This window comes from [Anoxybacillus] calidus, from assembly GCF_013760845.1.
GTDB classification, from domain to species: Bacteria; Bacillota; Bacilli; order Bacillales; family Anoxybacillaceae; genus Paranoxybacillus; species Paranoxybacillus calidus.
This window is the reverse complement of record NZ_JACDUU010000003.1, coordinates 301,693-318,931: the sequence shown is the minus strand read 5'-3', so window position 1 is coordinate 318,931 and position 17,239 is coordinate 301,693. Positions and strand designations below refer to the sequence as shown.

The window sequence follows — 17,239 nt, the reverse complement described above, 5'->3', positions numbered from 1 at the left end:
CTCCTAACGCTTACGCTTCTTGCTCAACAGCTTCGTCGTCTTCGATACCTAGTTCTTTTTTAATCCAGTCATAGCCTTCTGCTTCTAAACGTTGTGCTAATTCAGGACCACCAGATTTTACAATGCGCCCTTGCATCATCACATGCACATAGTCAGGAGTAATGTAGTTCAACAAGCGTTGATAGTGTGTAATAATAAGACAGCCAAATTCGCTGCTACGCATTTCGTTAACGCCTTTTGAAACAACTTTTAATGCATCAATGTCAAGACCAGAGTCGATTTCGTCTAAAATTGCAATTTTTGGTTCTAACATCATTAATTGAAGAATTTCGTTGCGCTTTTTCTCACCACCGGAGAATCCTTCGTTCAAGTAACGATGAGCCATATCTGGATTCATTTCAAGAAACGCCATTTTTTCATCTAATTTGCGGATAAATTTCATTAACGAAATTTCGTTTCCTTCTCCAAGACGAGCGTTAATCGCTGCGCGAAGGAAATCCGCGTTTGTTACTCCACTGATTTCACTTGGATATTGCATCGCTAAGAAAAGACCAGCACGAGCGCGCTCGTCTACTTCCATTTCAAGTACATCTTGACCATCAAGCGTGATGCTTCCTTTTGTTACTTCATATTTAGGATGCCCCATGATAGCCGAAGACAAAGTTGATTTTCCTGTTCCGTTCGGTCCCATGATGGCATGGATTTCTCCACCTTTTACTTCGAGGTTAACCCCTTTTAAAATTTCTTTCCCTTCAACTGATACATGAAGATCCTTAATCGTCAACACTGCCATGACAAATACCTCCAATTTTCCACAAAAAAATTTGTGTATCTCATTCAATTTCTCATATTCTCATTTTATTCTCATTACAATCTTATAACAAATGAAAATGATTAGCAACTATTTACCAATATTACTATACTTTTTAAACAAAAAAGTTTACTAACTTCTTTATACTATATGTTCTAACATGATTGTCTGCTATCCTACTATTGACATTTGTGCTAAATAGAATAAGGGTCTGACTTTCTCAAACAATAAAAATGGGATTTTATTTACCCATATATGCCGTTGAGAGGCCAGACCCTTTTTAATGTTTAATGTTTTCGGTTTAGTTCAGCAACGCACTCTTGAACGAGAGTAACCGCTTGGCTCATTGCCGCTCCTCCAGCAAACGCTGCTGCAACACCGCACGCTTCTAAAATTTCCTGCTCCGATGCACCTTGATCTAAACAGCCTTTCGTATGATAAATCGTACAATATTCATCTTGCATCGCTAAACTAATGCCAAGGGCAATTAGTTGTTTTTCCTTTCTTGACAAAGCTCCCTCGTTAAAACAAGCTTCTGTAAAAGCATTAAAACTTTCAGCTACCTCAGGAAGTTTTTTCGTAAACGTTCCTAAACCTTCCTTATAATGGTGCAGCGCTGCTTCCGTTGAAGTTTGAAATTGCTGCTCCATCCATGTCACCCCTTTATTCAAATCATTATATCGCTCTTAGTATGCTTAAAAAAAAGACAATTAAACAACAATAAAAAAGAAGTGCCTCTGTTAAAAGACACTTCCTTTTTCAAATGGATATTTATCGTTACTTTGCTGCCGGGATGACTGCTCCTTTATATTGTTCTTTAATGAAATCTTGAATTTCTTTTGATTGAAGCACTTCGACAAGCGTTTTAATTTCTTTACGGTTTTCATCGCCTTTACGCACGGCAATGATGTTTACGTATGGGTTATTTTCTGGAGATTCAACAGCAATCGGATCTTTTGCAGGATCTAAACCAGCATCGAGTGCATAGTTCGCATTAATTAATACAGCGTCTCCTTCATTGTTTTTGTACACTTGCGGTAATAGCCCTGCTTCCACATCTGCTTCAAACACAAGTTTCTTTGGATTTTCAACAATATCGTCAATCGTTGCCTTTGTTTTGTCTACGCCTTCTTTTAATTTAATTAATCCTTTTTCCTCTAACATTGATAAAATACGGCCATGGTCAGCAACAGAGTTGCTCATAATAATTTTTGCACCTTCTGGTAACTCTTCAAGACTTTTATATTTTTTAGAATATACACCGATTGGCTCGATATGAATCCCGCCAGCATTGACGAAATCATAACCATGTTCTTTTTTCTGAGCCTCTAAATAAGGAATGTGTTGGAAATAGTTTGCATCAATTTCTTTGTCAGCTAGCGCTTTGTTCGGCAATACATAGTCTTGGAATGTTACGATTTCAAGATCGATACCTTTTTCTTTTAAGATTGGTTTTGCTTTTTCTAAAATTTCCGCATGAGGTACGTTAGATGCCCCAACAACAAGCTTACCTGATTTTGTTCCTTCTTTGCCCCCTTCAGCATTTTCTTTACTGCCGCATGCTGCAAGAGAGAACAATAAAACAACGGCAAATAAAGCTGTTAACCATTTTTTCATCTCTAAAATCCCCCTTTATCGTTTATCTATTTTAGAAGTGACAAAGTCACCAATAAACTGAATCACAAAAACAATAACTAAAATTAACACAGTTGCCACGAAAGTGACATCGTTATGATTGCGCTGGAAGCCTTCTAAATAAGCTAAGTTCCCCAAGCCCCCGGCTCCGACGACTCCTGCCATAGCGGTATAGCCGACAAGCGCGATGGCCGTAACAGTGATGCCGGAAACAAGCGCTGGCATTGATTCAGGCAGCAATACTTTAAAAATAATCGTAGATGTCGTTGCTCCCATCGATTTCGCTGCTTCAATGACACCTTTATCAATTTCGCGAAGAGCAATTTCCACCATACGGGCGTAAAACGGAGCAGCCCCAATAATTAACGCCGGCAATGCTGCTTCAGCACCGAGAATGGTACCGACAACCAATTTCGTAAACGGAATAAGCAAAATAATTAAGATAATAAATGGAATGGAACGAAAAATATTTACAAAAGCAGCGATCATCGTATTAGCCACTTTATTTTCCCATATATTCCCTTTTGAAGTTAAAAACAGCAATAAACCGAGAATGATGCCGAGAATGAATGTCGCCAATACAGAAATCCCTGTCATATAAAGCGTTTCAGCCGTAGCTGCCCAAATTTTATCCCACTGTACATTCGGCAAGAGATTACTCCACATTCGTCATCACCTCCGCCTCTACTTGTTGTTGACGAATGTAATCAATGACCTTATCCATTTCTTCCTCAGTGCCATCGATATGGATAAACAAAACACCATATGCTCCTTGATGCGTTTGTGAGATTTTTCCCTGAACAATATTGACGCTTACATTAAAATTCCGAATGATGTTTGTCATTAGCGGCTGCTCTGCTGCATCACCAACAAAGGTTAATTGAATTACTCGTCCTTGCGGATATTTTTCCAGCAAATGAGAGACAGTTTCTTTTGTTTCTTCCGGCTCTGTCACTTGCTGCACAAAACGCTTTGTAATCGGTTGCTCCGGTTTGCGGAACACGCGCAGTACTTCTCCTTCTTCAACGATTTTTCCGCTCTCCATGACCGCTACTCTGTCGCAAATTTTCCGAATGACATGCATCTCATGAGTGATGAGCACAATCGTTAAACCAAGACGCTTATTGATATCAACGAGTAAATCAAGAATGGAATCTGTTGTCTGCGGGTCTAAAGCGGAAGTCGCCTCATCGCACAGCAATACTTTTGGATTATTCGCCAAAGCTCGAGCAATTCCGACACGCTGTTTTTGCCCCCCGCTTAATTGCGATGGATATGCATTTTCACGTCCTTCTAATCCAACTAGCTTAATGAGCTCATCTACTCGCTTGAGGCGTTCTTGTTTTGGTACTCCAGCAATTTCTAACGGGAAGGCAATATTTTCCCGTACCGTTCTTGACCATAATAAATTAAAATGTTGGAAAATCATGCCGATTTCTTGACGCGCCTTGCGAAGCTCTCTCCCTTTAATGTTGGCCATATCACGTCCTGCAACAATGACTTGGCCGCTTGTTGCCTTCTCTAAACCGTTCAGCATGCGAATTAAAGAGCTTTTTCCCGCACCGCTGTAACCAATAATGCCAAAAATTTCACCTTCGCGGATATGTAAACTCACATTGTCAACTGCTGTTACCGATCCGCTTTTTGATTTATAAATTTTCGTGACATTAGACAATGTAATCACGCGTGCCTCACCTTCCTTCTTCTGCTGCATGTTCTACGTAACAAAAAAGCCTTTCTGCTCAAGAGAACAGAAAGGCGTTATTTTCCAATCTGTCTCTTATCTCTCAAAGCAAGCGCTTTGTGTGAATTGGCACCATTTCAGCGAAAGCTGACGGTTGCCGGGCTTCATTGGGCACATCCCTCCGCCTCTCTTGATAAGAGCATTCATTGCAATCTATTCAATTGAAATTTTAATAAAATTCAAGCATTATCATAAATTACAAATGTGATTCTAGCACGCATGATATACAGTGTCAACAAAAATTTTTTTCATTATCGCGACAAAGGTAAATGCGATACAAGTCCAGTAGCTGCTTCAATCGCCTGTTCCAAATCCTCAATTAAATCATCGACATTTTCAATTCCAACAGAAAGGCGAATCAAGTCTTCTTTCACACCAGATGCTTTTAAATCCTCAGCGCTTAACTGCTGATGTGTTGTGCTCGCCGGGTGAATGATTAAACTTTTCGCATCACCGACATTCGCTACATGCGACCATAATTTTACATGATTAATAAGTTTCGCTCCTGCTTCCCGGCCTCCCTTAATTCCAAAAACAACAATCGATCCAGCTCCTTTTGGCAAATATTTCTTCGCCAAATGTTTATCAGGATGAGCGTCATGTTCTGGATATAACACCCATTCAACAGCCGGATGGTTATTTAAATACTCGACAACTTTCCGCGTATTCGCAATGTGCTCTTTCATGCGTACATGTAATGTTTCAAGTCCGAGATTAAGCTGAAACGCATTGAAAGGGCTAATCGCTGGTCCTAAGTCGCGCAATAGTTGCACGCGCGCCTTAACAATATAAGCCGCTGCGCCTAACGCTTCCGCATAAACGAGATTATGGTAGCTTGGATCTGGTGTTGTAAATCCAGGAAACTTCGGTGAGTTCCAGTCAAACTTTCCACCGTCAACAATGATACCGCCAAGGGTTGTACCGTTTCCAAGCAGCCATTTTGTCGCCGAGTGGACAACAATATCAGCACCGTGTTCAATCGGTCTGCATAAATAAGGTGTCGCAAACGTGTTATCGATAATAAGCGGGATACCTGCTTCATGAGCAATATCCGCTACCGCTTCAATATCTAATATATGCAGACTTGGGTTACCAATCGTTTCCGCAAAAATCGCTTTTGTTCTTGGCGTGATGGCCGCTCGGAAATTTTCTGGATTAGAAGGATCAACAAAATGCGTCTTAATGCCATACTTAGGAAGAGTGTTCGCAAACAAGTTATATGTACCGCCATATAACGTTGAAGCGGAAACAATCTCATCACCTGCTCCGGCAATATTGAATATCGCCATTGTAATAGCAGCTGCCCCACTTGCCAACGCTAAACTACCGATTCCTCCTTCTAATTGAGCAACCCTTTCCTCAAAAACAGTGACAGTTGGATTATGAATCCGCGTATAAATGTATCCTTGCTCTTTTAATGCAAAGAGATTAGCCGCATGTTCCGTATTTTCAAACTTGTAAGCAGTCGATTGATAAATCGGAACTGCCCTTGCTCCTGTAACCGGATCTGGTTGCAAACCACCATGTACCGCAATTGTCTCTAAACGATATTGCTTTTCACTCATTATAATCCTCTCCCCCTATATAATAAAAAACCCCTCTTCATAAGAAGAGGGAATACTCCTTAACCCCTTCTTATCTTCCAGAGTATAGAACTCTGCTGGAATTAGCACCGTGTTGTGAAAAACCGGTTGCCGGGCTTCATTGGGCCAGTCCCTCCGCCACTCTTGATAAGAACTTCGTGATTTTATTGTTGTTTCGAATTGTATCACTTATTTTTCCTCTAGTCAACAATTTATCTAAATATTTTTAATTAAACGATAAATAAGGTTTCCCTAAGTGGAAAATTGATTCTAAAAGAAGCATATGTCGAAAGCTTCCAGCAACTGAAAGCTCTTTGAGGCGCATTTGCTGCTGCAGTTTTAGTTCTCCGGTTACAAGTGCGTGAATCGCTTCTGCTGAACCACGAATCGTTAAAAGTCTTCGCTCATCTGCTTCTTCTTTCTTTTCTGTACCGTTCTTCGAAAGCGCAAAAATAATGTTCTCGTTTTCACATTCAAAGCGAATATACACACGCTCCTCAGGTAAAAGAGGAGATAAATGGCTCGATGTTTGAATTCTCTCAATAAATTGCTGAATTAATTCTTGAATTTTCACGATTCGCCTGCCCCCTTGTTCATTTCTCTATATGTACATTTCCATAGGGAAGCTTGCGAATCCTTTATGAACTTCTCGACAAAACCCCGACTGAACAAGCATTTTTAAACAAAAACACTACTGTTTTTTAAAAATTTCCCAAGAAATATGTCAAAAAAAGTAGTATTTTAAATGATTTTTTCCATAAAAAAATCCCCCCCATAGTTAGACAGTACAGCCTTTTCTTTTTACCGTCTACTATAAGGGGATCATATCATTTAAGGTTAACCTCTTTATAAAAAGGATTTTATTGTTTCATATAAATATGGCACAGAGTGAAAGGCATATATCTTTTTCTCTAACTTCCCATTACGAAATACAAGCAAACACGGAACACTTTCGATACTCCATTCGATAGCACGCTCTGGCATATAGTTAATATCTGTTTTACAAAATGTAATATGCGGAAACAACTCGTTCACAATTTCAAGCATTCGGCCTGCTAATTGACATGTTCCACATATTGGTGTATACAAATATACACATACAATGTTTTCCTGTTCAATTACTTGATCAATTTGTGCTAAAGTTAAAGAATCCATCGTTTCAGTTCTTCACACCTTTTACAAATACTCAGCATGCACATCAATATTAGCGCTTAGCAACACCGTAGCAATATGCTGTTTCGGCGCTGCTGCCACTTCGCGATACATTCGATCAATATATAAATGCTCCGCCTCTGGAAATTCTCTCCTAAATTGTTTACGAAGCTTCTCTCCTGCCTCATCCGAGTCTACTAATATAAATACTTCTTTATTGTATAGTTCGTCAATTAGTTCGTCCAATTTTGCATAGCTAATCGTTCCGTTCGTACAAATAATTTCAACAGGCTCTTTAATGATGCTCTCAAGCTTCTTTTTATCAGAGCGTCCTTCTACAATAATCACTTTCTCTACCTCTACAGTCGCCATTGTCATCACCTAACAAAAGAGATTACACATATTTTATTCGATATAATCTTAAAAATCTCCTTTCAACTAACTAATAACAAAAAGTGGCTGACCCATAAGCTCTAATACCATAAAAAAGACACCCTTTCTGCAAATGCTTTGCTAATAGGGTGTCCAAAATGTGAACAATGAATTAGTTTTCGTTAATCATTGCTTCATATTGTTCTGCTGTCAAAAGGTTGTCCACTTCGCTTAAATCAGAAGGTTCAACGACAATCATCCATGCTTTTTCATATGGAGATTCGTTAACAAACTCCGGCTTATCATTTAGTTCTTCGTTTACTTCAACCACTTTTCCGCTAATTGGCGCATACAATTCAGAAACCGTTTTTACAGACTCCACGCTGCCAAATGGCTCATTAGCTGTAATTTCTGTGCCCACTTCAGGAAGCTCTACGAATACGATATCGCCTAATTCAGACTGCGCAAAATCAGTAATGCCGATGCGCACTTTGTCACCTTCAACACGTACCCATTCATGTTCTTCAGAATAACGCAATTCTTTTGGTGTGTTCATATCAAGTCCCTCCAACAACAAGTTTATTCTTTTTAATAATAACCGATTTTTCAGAAAAACTCACCGGATGCGTGGCGTTTATTCAAAAAATTTTTGATACTCTTCTTCTTTAAAGCCTACAGCCACTTTTTCACCGTCAGTCAAAATCGGCCGTTTAATGAGCATTCCGTCTGATGAGAGAATGTCGAGCAGCTCTTCTTCAGAAGCTGTATTCACTTTATCTTTCATGCCCAATTCACGGTATTTCATTCCGCTTGTATTAAAAAATTTTTTTAGCGGTAGCCCGCTTTTGCGATAAAGTTGCGCCAATTCTTCTCTTGAAGGAGGATTTTCTACAATATGTACCTCATTAACGGAAATACCATTGTTTTCTAACCATTTTTTTGCTTTTCGACATGTGCCACATTTGGGATACCAATAAAACGTTAACGCCATCCTGTCACCCCCCTTTTACGAATAAAGAGGCTGACTTTAGGTCAACCTCTTTCATTATTACACAATATAGCGTTCTGCTTCAATTAATGCCACAGCTGCTTCACGTTTTTTCGCAATGACATTAATTGGCGTATGGCGTGTAAATTTACGCAATGCTGACAACATCATGCGCAACATATCGCCTTGCTCAACGGCAACGATCGTTTCTTTCGCATGCGCTTCAATTTCGTTGAATGCTTCTTGGCAGAAAATTTGCGTATAAAGAACTTTTTGTTTGTTTTTCTCAAGGCCTGATTTTTGAATCGCTTTTTCCGTACGAAGTAATGCGGATTCCATTGCATATACGTTGCTTACGATATCGGCGATATTTACCAAAACTTCTTGCTCTTTTTCCAACTTCGGACCAAATTTTTGCGCTGCCAATCCAGCAACCATCAGAGCGATTTTCTTCGCATTGCGTACAAGATATTTTTCCTGCTCTAATACGTCGTCACCAACTTCTTCAGGCATTAACATCATTAACTCTTCTTGGAGTTGTTGCGCTTTTTGTAAAAGCGGAAGTTCTCCCTTCATCGCTTTGCGTAAATACATGCCTGGCACTAGCAAACGGTTAATTTCGTTCGTACCTTCGAAAATCCGGTTAATGCGGGAGTCACGGTAAATTCGTTCGATTTCATATTCTTGCATAAAACCGTAACCACCATGGATTTGCACACCTTCATCAGCAATATAATCCAGTGTTTCAGTCGCAAAAAATTTGTTTAGTGAGCATTCAATCGCATATTCAGCAATGGAGTTTGCCACCTCTTTACCCTCTTTTGCTTTTTCCTCTGTCAGTTGGCTCATTCTCTCTTCAAATAGACCAACTGTACGATAAACGGAGCTTTCTGTTGCATATAGCTTTGCCGCCATCGTCGCCAATTTCTCTTGCGTTAATGTAAATTGAGAAATTGGGGTTTTAAATTGTTGACGTTGATTTGCATATTGAATAGTAATTTCTAATGCCCTTTTCGAAGCACCAACCGCTCCTACACCGAGTTTATAACGACCAATATTTAAAATGTTAAAGGCAATCACATGTCCTTTGCCGACTTCGCCAAGCAGATTTTCTTTTGGCACAAGAGCATCTTGTAAAATTAATGTACGTGTCGAAGAACTTTTAATCCCCATTTTCTTTTCTTCTACCCCTGTTGAAACACCTGGAAAATCACGCTCGACGATAAAGGCGGAGAAATGCTCGCCATCTACTTTTGCATAGACAACAAACACATCAGCAAAGCCAGCGTTTGTAATCCATTGTTTTTCCCCATTTAAAATGTAGTGCGTGCCTTCTGCGTTTAACTTCGCCGTTGTTTTTGCTCCTAGTGCGTCCGAACCAGAACTTGGCTCAGTCAACGCATAAGCAGCAATCTTTTCACCTGTTGCCAGCGCTGGAAGATATTTTTTCTTCTGCTCTTCTGTACCGAACAATACAATTGGCAGGGAACCGATTCCGACATGGGCACCATGGGTGATAGAGAAGCCGCCCGCTCGCGACATTTTCTCAGCGATTAACGCTGAACTCACTTTATCTAGGCCAAGTCCACCGTACTCCTCAGGAACATCCGCTCCTAACAGCCCTAAATCTCCTGCTTCCTTTAATAATTTTACAGACCGGTCAAATTCATGATTTTCTAGATGTTCCAGCTGTGGAAGTACCTCGTTGACAACAAACTCTTCTGTCGTTTTGGCAATCATTTTATGCTCGTCTGTGAAATCTTCTGGAGTAAATACTCGCTCACATGGAACATCTTCAATTAAAAAGCTGCCGCCTTTAATCGCATTGTCAAGCTCTTTTGTCATTTATAGCTCCTCCCTCATCTTTCATCATTGTTCATAAGTGACCAGCCTTCTGTTTGTCGAACATCTGGCTGTCATTTCTATAAAACTTTCATTGTTTTTCAATTAAGAAATCAGTTCGAACACTCCCGCTGCTCCCATGCCACCACCGATACACATCGTCACAATTCCAAATTGTTCATTGCGGCGGCGCATTTCATACAGCAATGATAATGTTAGTTTAGCCCCTGTACAGCCAAGCGGGTGACCAAGCGCAATTGCTCCGCCGTTGACATTTACTTTTTCCTCATCTAAGCCAAGCTCACGAATAACTTGAATGGATTGGGAAGCGAAGGCTTCATTTAATTCAATCAAGCCGATATCAGAAAGCTCAAGTCCCGCAAGCTTCAACGCTTTTGGAATCGCCTCAACTGGGCCGATTCCCATTACTTCCGGCGGCACTCCGGCAACAGCAAACGAACGGAATTTGCCAAGCGGTTTTAAACCAAGAGATTCTGCCTTTTCACGGTCCATCACCATTACTGCTGCAGCACCGTCACTCGTTTGTGATGCATTTCCAGCCGTCACTGTCCCGTTGATTGCAAATGCAGGGCGAAGTTTTGCTAACGTTTCCATATTGGTATCTGGACGAACCCCTTCATCTTCAGAAAATAGCACTGTTTTTTCCACTAACTTGTTATCTGCAGAAACAGTCCGTACCGTTACTTCAACCGGCACAATTTCATCGACAAACTTTCCTTCGCGAATCGCTTTCGCTGCACGCTGATGACTACGAACAGCAAATGCATCTTGATCTTCGCGGCTGACACTATACTTTTTGGCCACTTGCTCCGCTGTATGTCCCATGGACATATAGTATTCGGGAGCATTTTCGGCGATTTTCACGTTTGGCCGAACGACATGTCCCATCATCGGCACAAGGCTCATCGATTCAACACCGCCTGCGATAATCGTGTCGGATTGTCCGAGCATAATTCGCTCAGCGGCATAAGCAATCGCTTGTAATCCCGATGAGCAATAACGATTAATCGTAATCGCCGGTACTGTATAAGGCAATCCTGCCAATGCTCCAATGTTTCTTGCTAAATTTAACCCCTGCTCCGCCTCCGGCATCGCGCAGCCAATAATTAAATCATCAATATTTCCTTCATAATTTCCGGCACGTTTTAACGTTTCTTTGACAACTAGAGCCCCTAAATCGTCTGGTCGCACGTTTGCAAGTGTGCCTTTCTTCGCTTTTCCAACCGGTGTACGTGCTCCAGCAACAATGACCGCTTCTCTCATAATCGTCCCCCTGTTTCTTGTTTTTAGGATGCTGACCTATCAGTGTATGACCCTCACGCACATTCCACAATATATACAACATCATGTACTAGATAGTGTGTGACGGGGTCTGACACTTTGCTTTAAGGTCAGTCTCGTTCACAAACAACCAAATTAGTTGCGTAACGGCTTGCCTTTTACAAGCATATGCTGCATTCTTGCCTGCGATTTCGGCTCACCTACTAAACTCAAAAATGCTTCGCGCTCTAAATCTAGTAAATATTGCTCGTCAACTTCCGTACCGTATGGAACTTTTCCGCCGGCAATGACATACGCTAACTTTTTCGCAATTTTTAGATCATGTTCAGAAATATAACCTGAATGGTACATACCTTGTGCAGCAAGCAGCAATGTTGCGTAACCAGTTTCACCGACAACCGGAATTTTCTTGCGAACAGGCGGCTGATAGCCACTGTCATACAGAGAGATAACAGCTTGTTTAGCATCATGAAGCAATTGATCACTGTTTATCGTAATGCCGTCTTTTGTGTTCAAAAAGTTCAATTCGCGTGCTTCTGCTGCCGATGTTGATACTTTCGCCATTGCAATTGTTTCAAATACTTTATTGGCAACCTTCTGTAAGTCGAACTCAACACCATTTGGCATGCTATTCAAATGTTTAATGTATAGTTCTTTATTTCCACCGCCGCCCGGGATTAAACCGACACCAACTTCCACAAGCCCCATATATGTTTCACTTGCCGCTTGAATGCGCGCTGCCGGCAGGCAAATTTCCGTCCCACCGCCGAGCGTCATCGCAAACGGTGCAACAACAACTGGCTTTGAGCTGTATTTTATATTCATCATCGCCTTCTGGAATTGACGGACAACAAGGTCGATTTCAAAATAGTTATCATCTTGCGCTTCCATTAAAATTAGTGCAAGGTTGGCACCAACACAGAAGTTTTTTCCTTGATTGCCGATCACCAATCCTTTATAGTTGCGGTCTACCTCTTCAAGCGCATCGTTAATCATTTGCACAATATCTAAGCCGATTGCATTGTTTGGTGAATGGAACTCAAGCAATGCAACATCATCGCCTAAATCAATTAAGCTTGCCCCGTTGTTTTTCTTGATTACTCCTTTTTCTTCTTTTAAGCGCTTAATATGAATGACCTTTGGATTTTCCTCAACCGCTTTATATTCACCTTTGTCATAAAATAAAACTTTTCCATTTTCATTTTTATAGAAAGATGTATGGCCATTGGCGAACATATCCGTTACCCAAGATGGAACTTGCCGGCCTTCTGCCATCATTTTTCTTACAGACTGTTCTACACCGATCGCATCCCACGTTTCAAATGGACCAAGCTCCCAGCCAAATCCCCATTTCATCGCACGGTCAATCGCAACGATATCATCAGCAATTTCTCCTAAAAGCTCCGCTGAGTAGAGAAGCACAGGGCTTAAAATGTTCCAAAGCAATGTACCCGCACGATCGTCTGCATATATAAGCGCTTTCAACTTGTTTGCAAACCCTTTTGTCTGCTTGCTCATTTCTGTAGCTGCTGTTTTTAATTTTTTGCGCGGTTCATATTTAAGCGTTTCATAATTTAGTTCTAAAATGTCTTTTCCTTGTTTTAAGAAAAAGCCCTGTCCTGATTTGCTGCCAAGCCATCCTTTTTCAAGCATCGCTTTCATAAACTCCGGAACGCGGAATACTTCTTTTTCTTCGCCTTCGACCTTTTCAAATACGTTATTTGCGACATGTACAAACGTGTCTAGCCCAACAACATCAAGAGTGCGGAATGTTGCACTCTTCGGCCGTCCGATAAGCGGGCCTGTGATCGAATCGACTTCACCGACGCTGTATCCTCCTTTCACCATTTCCCGCACTGTCACTAGCAACCCATAAGTTCCAATGCGGTTGGCAATAAAGTTTGGCGTATCTTTGGCAATGACTACTCCTTTACCGAGAACATCCTCACTAAACGTTTTCATGAACGATAAAATTTCCGGGTCCGTATCTTTTGTTGGAATAATCTCCAGCAATTTCAAATAACGTGGCGGGTTAAAAAAATGCGTACCTAAAAAATGCCTTTTGAAATCTGCAGATCGGCCTTCGCTCATCGCTTCAACAGAAATGCCAGATGTATTGGAACTGACGATGCTTCCAGGCTTCCTTACTTCATCTACCTTTGCAAATACACTCTTCTTTACTTCTAAATTTTCGACGACGACTTCAATGATCCAATCCACTTCTGCTAAACGGTGAAAATCATCTTCAAAGTTCCCCACTTCGATTAAAGACAAATTTTCTTTCGAAGTAAGAGGTGCTGGTTTTTGCGTGAGCAGTTTTTGCAAAGCTTGATTGACAAAACGATTGCGCACTTCTTTATGTTCCAGAGTAAGCCCCTTTGCTGCTTCTTCTTTTGTTAATTCACGAGGAACGATATCTAATAGTAAGGTTGGAATTCCGACGTTTGCTAAATGGGCAGCGATTCCGGACCCCATTACACCAGAGCCAAGAACCGCAGCTCGCTTAATTCGTTTGACCATGCGATTTCCCCCTTTATATTTATTGAATGAATAATCATTCATTTTTTGCTCAAAAAAAATTTTGCGCTTCACTATTCTTCTATCTCAAATATAAATTATTTTTTAAATTTTCGCAATATATAAACATAGAAAAATTTGGTTCAATTTTTCGACATTACCAACCTCTTTTTTGGTCAATCTAATAGCGGAGGTGAACAAACATGGCTAAACAAAAGAAAAATCCATCAAAAGCAGCAGTAAGTGCAGCAAGTGTCAAAGGAAATGCAGGACCAACCGTTGAACTGGATGGAGGTGGAAAACAGACAAGTCAAAACCAGCAATATAAGAAAAACAATATGCAAGGAGAATAAGCGTAAGAAACAATTTTACCGACATTGCTTACCGGAGATCAATGAGACTAGTTGTTCAACATGTGGCCATATAATCAAAAACCATATGAAAAAAGCGATGTTCCGCTAAGAATAAGTAGTTCAGATATTGTGGAGAAAATGTCAAAAAACAGTTTAAATAACATCATTATAAGGGGATTCGCACTCTAAATAACAGTATAAGTAGCACACAACAACGCTTGGATTTTATTCCAAGCGTTGTTTTTCGTTATAATTCATATTCTCTTATTAAATTAAAGTATCCATTACTTGAATAAAAGCTATGTTTTTCTTTTTTGTTCATCAATTTCACTATAATTTAAAACCTTTTTCTTTCTTTTTCATTGTAGTTAGCACTAGCTCTACGATTTCCAAAGGCAATTGCTGTAATTGTTTGATTTGCCATTCTCTTTCTTCGTTTATTGATTTACCTGCATGCTTCACGGCTTTCAAAGCATACAATGCTGCACCTAGTGAATGGTCTGCCATATGAGCGGTAGCAACGGCTTGTCCAATGGAACGAGCTACTACTGCTATTGAAATCTGATTAGAAGATTCTCTTGCCACAGCATGAGCATCTAATGAAGCTTTCATAGCATCACCTGTTGATACATTACCATTTTCCCATTCTTTAGCTACATTTAAAGCATGAATTAACCGCTTATCGATTTTTTCGTCAATGAGTGGTAAAACATGTTCCGAACATTCCCTAGCCCATCGAATTAGTCCATGATGATTATCTTTAGTGAGGTGTCCTCCACGATGTACTGCAACAAAACGTTTATCGCGCATATTCTAACTCCTTTTTATTTCTTATTATTCACCACACAAATACCATTCCTTTATTTACAACTAACTGCTCGTTAGTTTAAGAACAATCCTTCACAACTCGATATTTATTTTAACATAAAATTACAATTACCTATTGAATCCAACATAATTAACATATTAAATAGCACACCTTTTAACATACCAATTCGGACGTTGACAATAGCTATTGACATTTTATGATTTAGGGTGTGATCTGCTATGCGATTTCATATGTTAAAATCCAATAATCTTTGATATAAAGGTAATAATAAAGACCGAATCATTATGAGATTCGGTCTGATAATTGGTATGTGATTTCGTATATTTCTCCAAGATAACGGAACTACTTACGCTAAAGAAGACATCCCTTTTGTTTTATTTGCGCAATATCCCTTTTAATACGAACGCAACGTTTGCTGGACGCTCTGCGAGGCGGCGCATAAAGTAGCCGTACCAGTCTGTTCCGTATGGTACATATACACGCATTGTATAACCTTCTTTGGTAAGCTGCTCCTGACGTTCCGGACGGATTCCGTATAACATTTGAAACTCAAATTGGTCATTTGGAATGTTATATTCCTTTACTAATTGCTTTGTATATTCAATGATCGCATCATCATGAGTCGCCACCGCTGTATAGTTGCCGTTTAGCAAATGCATCTTAATAATCTTTTTGAAGTTTTCATCGACATCTTTTTTATCCGGAAACGCCACTTCTGGCGACTCTTTGTACGCACCTTTTACAAGACGTAAGTTTGGACGATAATCTTTCAAATCTTGAATATCTGACTCAGTACGATACAAATATGCTTGCAGTACTGTGCCGACATTGTCGTATTCTTTTTTCAGTTGCTTAAAAATATCAAGCGTTTTTTGACAGCGTGAGTAATCCTCCATATCGATTGTCACAAAAACGCCGTGTTCTTTTGCTGCGTCTAAAATACGGCGCATATTACGCATAACAAGATCATTCGAAATATCTAATCCCATTGAAGTCATTTTTAAAGATAGTTGGGAATTTAACTTTTCGCGCCCGATAGCTCGAATGGCTTCAATGGAGTTATCTGCCATTTCATTTGCTTCTCTTTCGTTATCAACAAACTCCCCTAAGTAGTCGATTGTTACAGCAAGACCTTTTCTATTTAATTCCTTGATGACTTCAACTGCTTGATCAATTGTCTCCCCTGCCACAAAACGAGAAGCTCCAAAACGCAGTCCGTATTTTTTAGCTAAACTTGTTAGCGCTTTATTTTTTGATAAAAATAAGAAAAAGTCGCGCATGAGTTGCTCCATTGTTGTACCCCCTTTATTTCCGTAAACGCATACAACGATACGCATTATTATTGTAGCACTTTTTCATATAATTGAATATCTTTTTGTCGAAAACATCCGTTTTTTGTCATGCGCATATTTTTTACATAAAGAGGACAATCTACACACGAACAATTAATTTGGAAGGAGCGTTTTATGATGCAACAGCAAATGAACGTGCAAAATCAACAAGCTACAATGCAACAGCCACCGCAGGTCATTTCCACGAAAGATTCACTTTATCTTACAGATATGATGTCTTGGAATTTATTAGCGATGAAAAAAGCTCACTTTTTTGCCTCACAATGTCAAGACCAAGAAATTATAGCAGCTATTGAAAGAGCTGGCCAAATGCATCAACGCCATTATCAAAAGATTTTAAGCCATCTACAAAATCCTAATCAACCACCACTGCAATAATAATGAAGGAGGGCGTCCAAGTGAATCAAAACAAAATCCAAAATCCAGCTACACAAGTACCGAAAACACCGCAAATGAACGAGCGCGATTTCCTGAATGACATCTTAACAACCGAAAAATATATGACTCATTCTTACTCAACGTTTTTAAATGAAGCAAGCCACAACAGTCTCTATCAAGATGTGTTAAACATTTTTACAGAAACGCAAAACTGTCAACGTGAACTATATAATTTAATGTTCAAAAAGGGATGGTACAAGCTTGAAGCAGCCGACCAGCAAAAATTACAACAAACCTATCAACAATTTCAAGGGTATACAAACCAATTCCCTTACAACAACATCGTTCAGTAACACCAAAAGAGGCTGACCCTAAAGCAAA

19 protein-coding genes and 2 riboswitches are annotated in these 17,239 nt (G+C 39.9%); of the genes, 3 read left to right on the top strand and 16 right to left on the bottom strand.

The window, feature by feature from the left end:
* Positions 1-10: 10 nt before the first annotated feature.
* The 14 genes from sufC to HNQ85_RS08315 form a co-directional block, all read right to left on the bottom strand.
* Positions 11-793, bottom strand: coding sequence for a Fe-S cluster assembly ATPase SufC (sufC, locus tag HNQ85_RS08380; RefSeq protein ID WP_181537284.1), 783 nt, complete (start codon positions 791-793; stop codon positions 11-13).
* Positions 794-1,098: 305 nt separating this feature from the next.
* On the bottom strand, positions 1,099-1,461 hold the full coding sequence (locus HNQ85_RS08375; RefSeq protein ID WP_181537283.1) for a carboxymuconolactone decarboxylase family protein: 363 nt from the start codon (positions 1,459-1,461) through the stop codon (positions 1,099-1,101).
* A gap of 127 nt (positions 1,462-1,588) precedes the next feature.
* Positions 1,589-2,428, bottom strand: coding sequence for a MetQ/NlpA family ABC transporter substrate-binding protein (locus tag HNQ85_RS08370; protein ID WP_181537282.1), 840 nt, complete (start codon positions 2,426-2,428; stop codon positions 1,589-1,591).
* Positions 2,429-2,443: 15 nt separating this feature from the next.
* On the bottom strand, positions 2,444-3,112 hold the full coding sequence (locus tag HNQ85_RS08365) for a methionine ABC transporter permease (protein ID WP_181537281.1): 669 nt from the start codon (positions 3,110-3,112) through the stop codon (positions 2,444-2,446).
* Complete coding sequence (locus tag HNQ85_RS08360) at positions 3,102-4,130, bottom strand: ATP-binding cassette domain-containing protein (RefSeq protein WP_181537280.1); 1,029 nt, start codon at positions 4,128-4,130, stop codon at positions 3,102-3,104. Before HNQ85_RS08360 ends, HNQ85_RS08365 begins: the two co-directional genes overlap by 11 nt.
* A 93-nt stretch (positions 4,131-4,223) precedes the next feature.
* A riboswitch (SAM riboswitch) is annotated at positions 4,224-4,330 on the bottom strand.
* 111 nt (positions 4,331-4,441) lie between these two features.
* Complete coding sequence (locus tag HNQ85_RS08355) at positions 4,442-5,755, bottom strand: O-acetylhomoserine aminocarboxypropyltransferase/cysteine synthase family protein (protein WP_181537279.1); 1,314 nt, start codon at positions 5,753-5,755, stop codon at positions 4,442-4,444.
* A 67-nt stretch (positions 5,756-5,822) separates the two neighbouring features.
* Positions 5,823-5,927, bottom strand: a riboswitch (SAM riboswitch).
* 72 nt (positions 5,928-5,999) lie between these two features.
* Positions 6,000-6,347: an SCP2 sterol-binding domain-containing protein gene (locus HNQ85_RS08350; RefSeq protein ID WP_181537278.1), complete on the bottom strand. Its 348-nt coding sequence runs from the start codon at positions 6,345-6,347 to the stop codon at positions 6,000-6,002.
* A gap of 272 nt (positions 6,348-6,619) precedes the next feature.
* Positions 6,620-6,928: a thioredoxin family protein gene (locus HNQ85_RS08345; RefSeq protein ID WP_181537277.1), complete on the bottom strand. Its 309-nt coding sequence runs from the start codon at positions 6,926-6,928 to the stop codon at positions 6,620-6,622.
* Between the two features lie 21 nt (positions 6,929-6,949).
* On the bottom strand, positions 6,950-7,297 hold the full coding sequence (locus HNQ85_RS08340; RefSeq protein WP_181537276.1) for a toprim domain-containing protein: 348 nt from the start codon (positions 7,295-7,297) through the stop codon (positions 6,950-6,952).
* 172 nt (positions 7,298-7,469) lie between these two features.
* Positions 7,470-7,853, bottom strand: a complete 384-nt coding sequence (gene gcvH / locus HNQ85_RS08335; protein ID WP_181537275.1) for a glycine cleavage system protein GcvH — start codon at positions 7,851-7,853, stop codon at positions 7,470-7,472.
* 78 nt (positions 7,854-7,931) lie between these two features.
* The gene (locus HNQ85_RS08330) at positions 7,932-8,288 is read right to left on the bottom strand and encodes an arsenate reductase family protein (protein ID WP_181537274.1); all 357 of its coding nucleotides are present in this window, start codon (positions 8,286-8,288) and stop codon (positions 7,932-7,934) included.
* 57 nt (positions 8,289-8,345) lie between these two features.
* Positions 8,346-10,130, bottom strand: a complete 1,785-nt coding sequence (locus HNQ85_RS08325) for an acyl-CoA dehydrogenase family protein (RefSeq protein ID WP_181537273.1) — start codon at positions 10,128-10,130, stop codon at positions 8,346-8,348.
* Between the two features lie 102 nt (positions 10,131-10,232).
* Complete coding sequence (locus HNQ85_RS08320; protein WP_181537272.1) at positions 10,233-11,411, bottom strand: acetyl-CoA C-acetyltransferase; 1,179 nt, start codon at positions 11,409-11,411, stop codon at positions 10,233-10,235.
* Between the two features lie 153 nt (positions 11,412-11,564).
* Complete coding sequence (locus HNQ85_RS08315; protein WP_181537271.1) at positions 11,565-13,949, bottom strand: 3-hydroxyacyl-CoA dehydrogenase/enoyl-CoA hydratase family protein; 2,385 nt, start codon at positions 13,947-13,949, stop codon at positions 11,565-11,567.
* A 200-nt stretch (positions 13,950-14,149) separates the two neighbouring features.
* On the opposite strand from HNQ85_RS08315, the gene HNQ85_RS08310 reads away from it, so the two are divergent.
* Positions 14,150-14,299 carry a YuzL family protein gene (locus HNQ85_RS08310; protein ID WP_181537270.1) on the top strand — a complete coding sequence of 50 codons (150 nt, stop codon included), beginning with the start codon at positions 14,150-14,152 and terminating at the stop codon, positions 14,297-14,299.
* A gap of 330 nt (positions 14,300-14,629) precedes the next feature.
* Here HNQ85_RS08310 and HNQ85_RS08305 read toward each other — a convergent pair whose 3' ends face one another.
* Positions 14,630-15,109: a putative immunity protein gene (locus tag HNQ85_RS08305; RefSeq protein ID WP_181537269.1), complete on the bottom strand. Its 480-nt coding sequence runs from the start codon at positions 15,107-15,109 to the stop codon at positions 14,630-14,632.
* A 393-nt stretch (positions 15,110-15,502) separates the two neighbouring features.
* Positions 15,503-16,420: a proline dehydrogenase family protein gene (locus HNQ85_RS08300; protein ID WP_181537268.1), complete on the bottom strand. Its 918-nt coding sequence runs from the start codon at positions 16,418-16,420 to the stop codon at positions 15,503-15,505.
* A gap of 177 nt (positions 16,421-16,597) precedes the next feature.
* Between HNQ85_RS08300 and HNQ85_RS08295 the strand changes: the two genes are divergently transcribed.
* Both HNQ85_RS08295 and HNQ85_RS08290 read left to right on the top strand, forming a co-directional pair.
* Positions 16,598-16,858 carry a hypothetical protein gene (locus HNQ85_RS08295; protein ID WP_181537409.1) on the top strand — a complete coding sequence of 87 codons (261 nt, stop codon included), beginning with the start codon at positions 16,598-16,600 and terminating at the stop codon, positions 16,856-16,858.
* Between the two features lie 74 nt (positions 16,859-16,932).
* The gene (locus tag HNQ85_RS08290; protein ID WP_409994124.1) at positions 16,933-17,211 is read left to right on the top strand and encodes a spore coat protein; all 279 of its coding nucleotides are present in this window, start codon (positions 16,933-16,935) and stop codon (positions 17,209-17,211) included.
* The last annotated feature ends 28 nt before the right edge of the window (positions 17,212-17,239 follow it).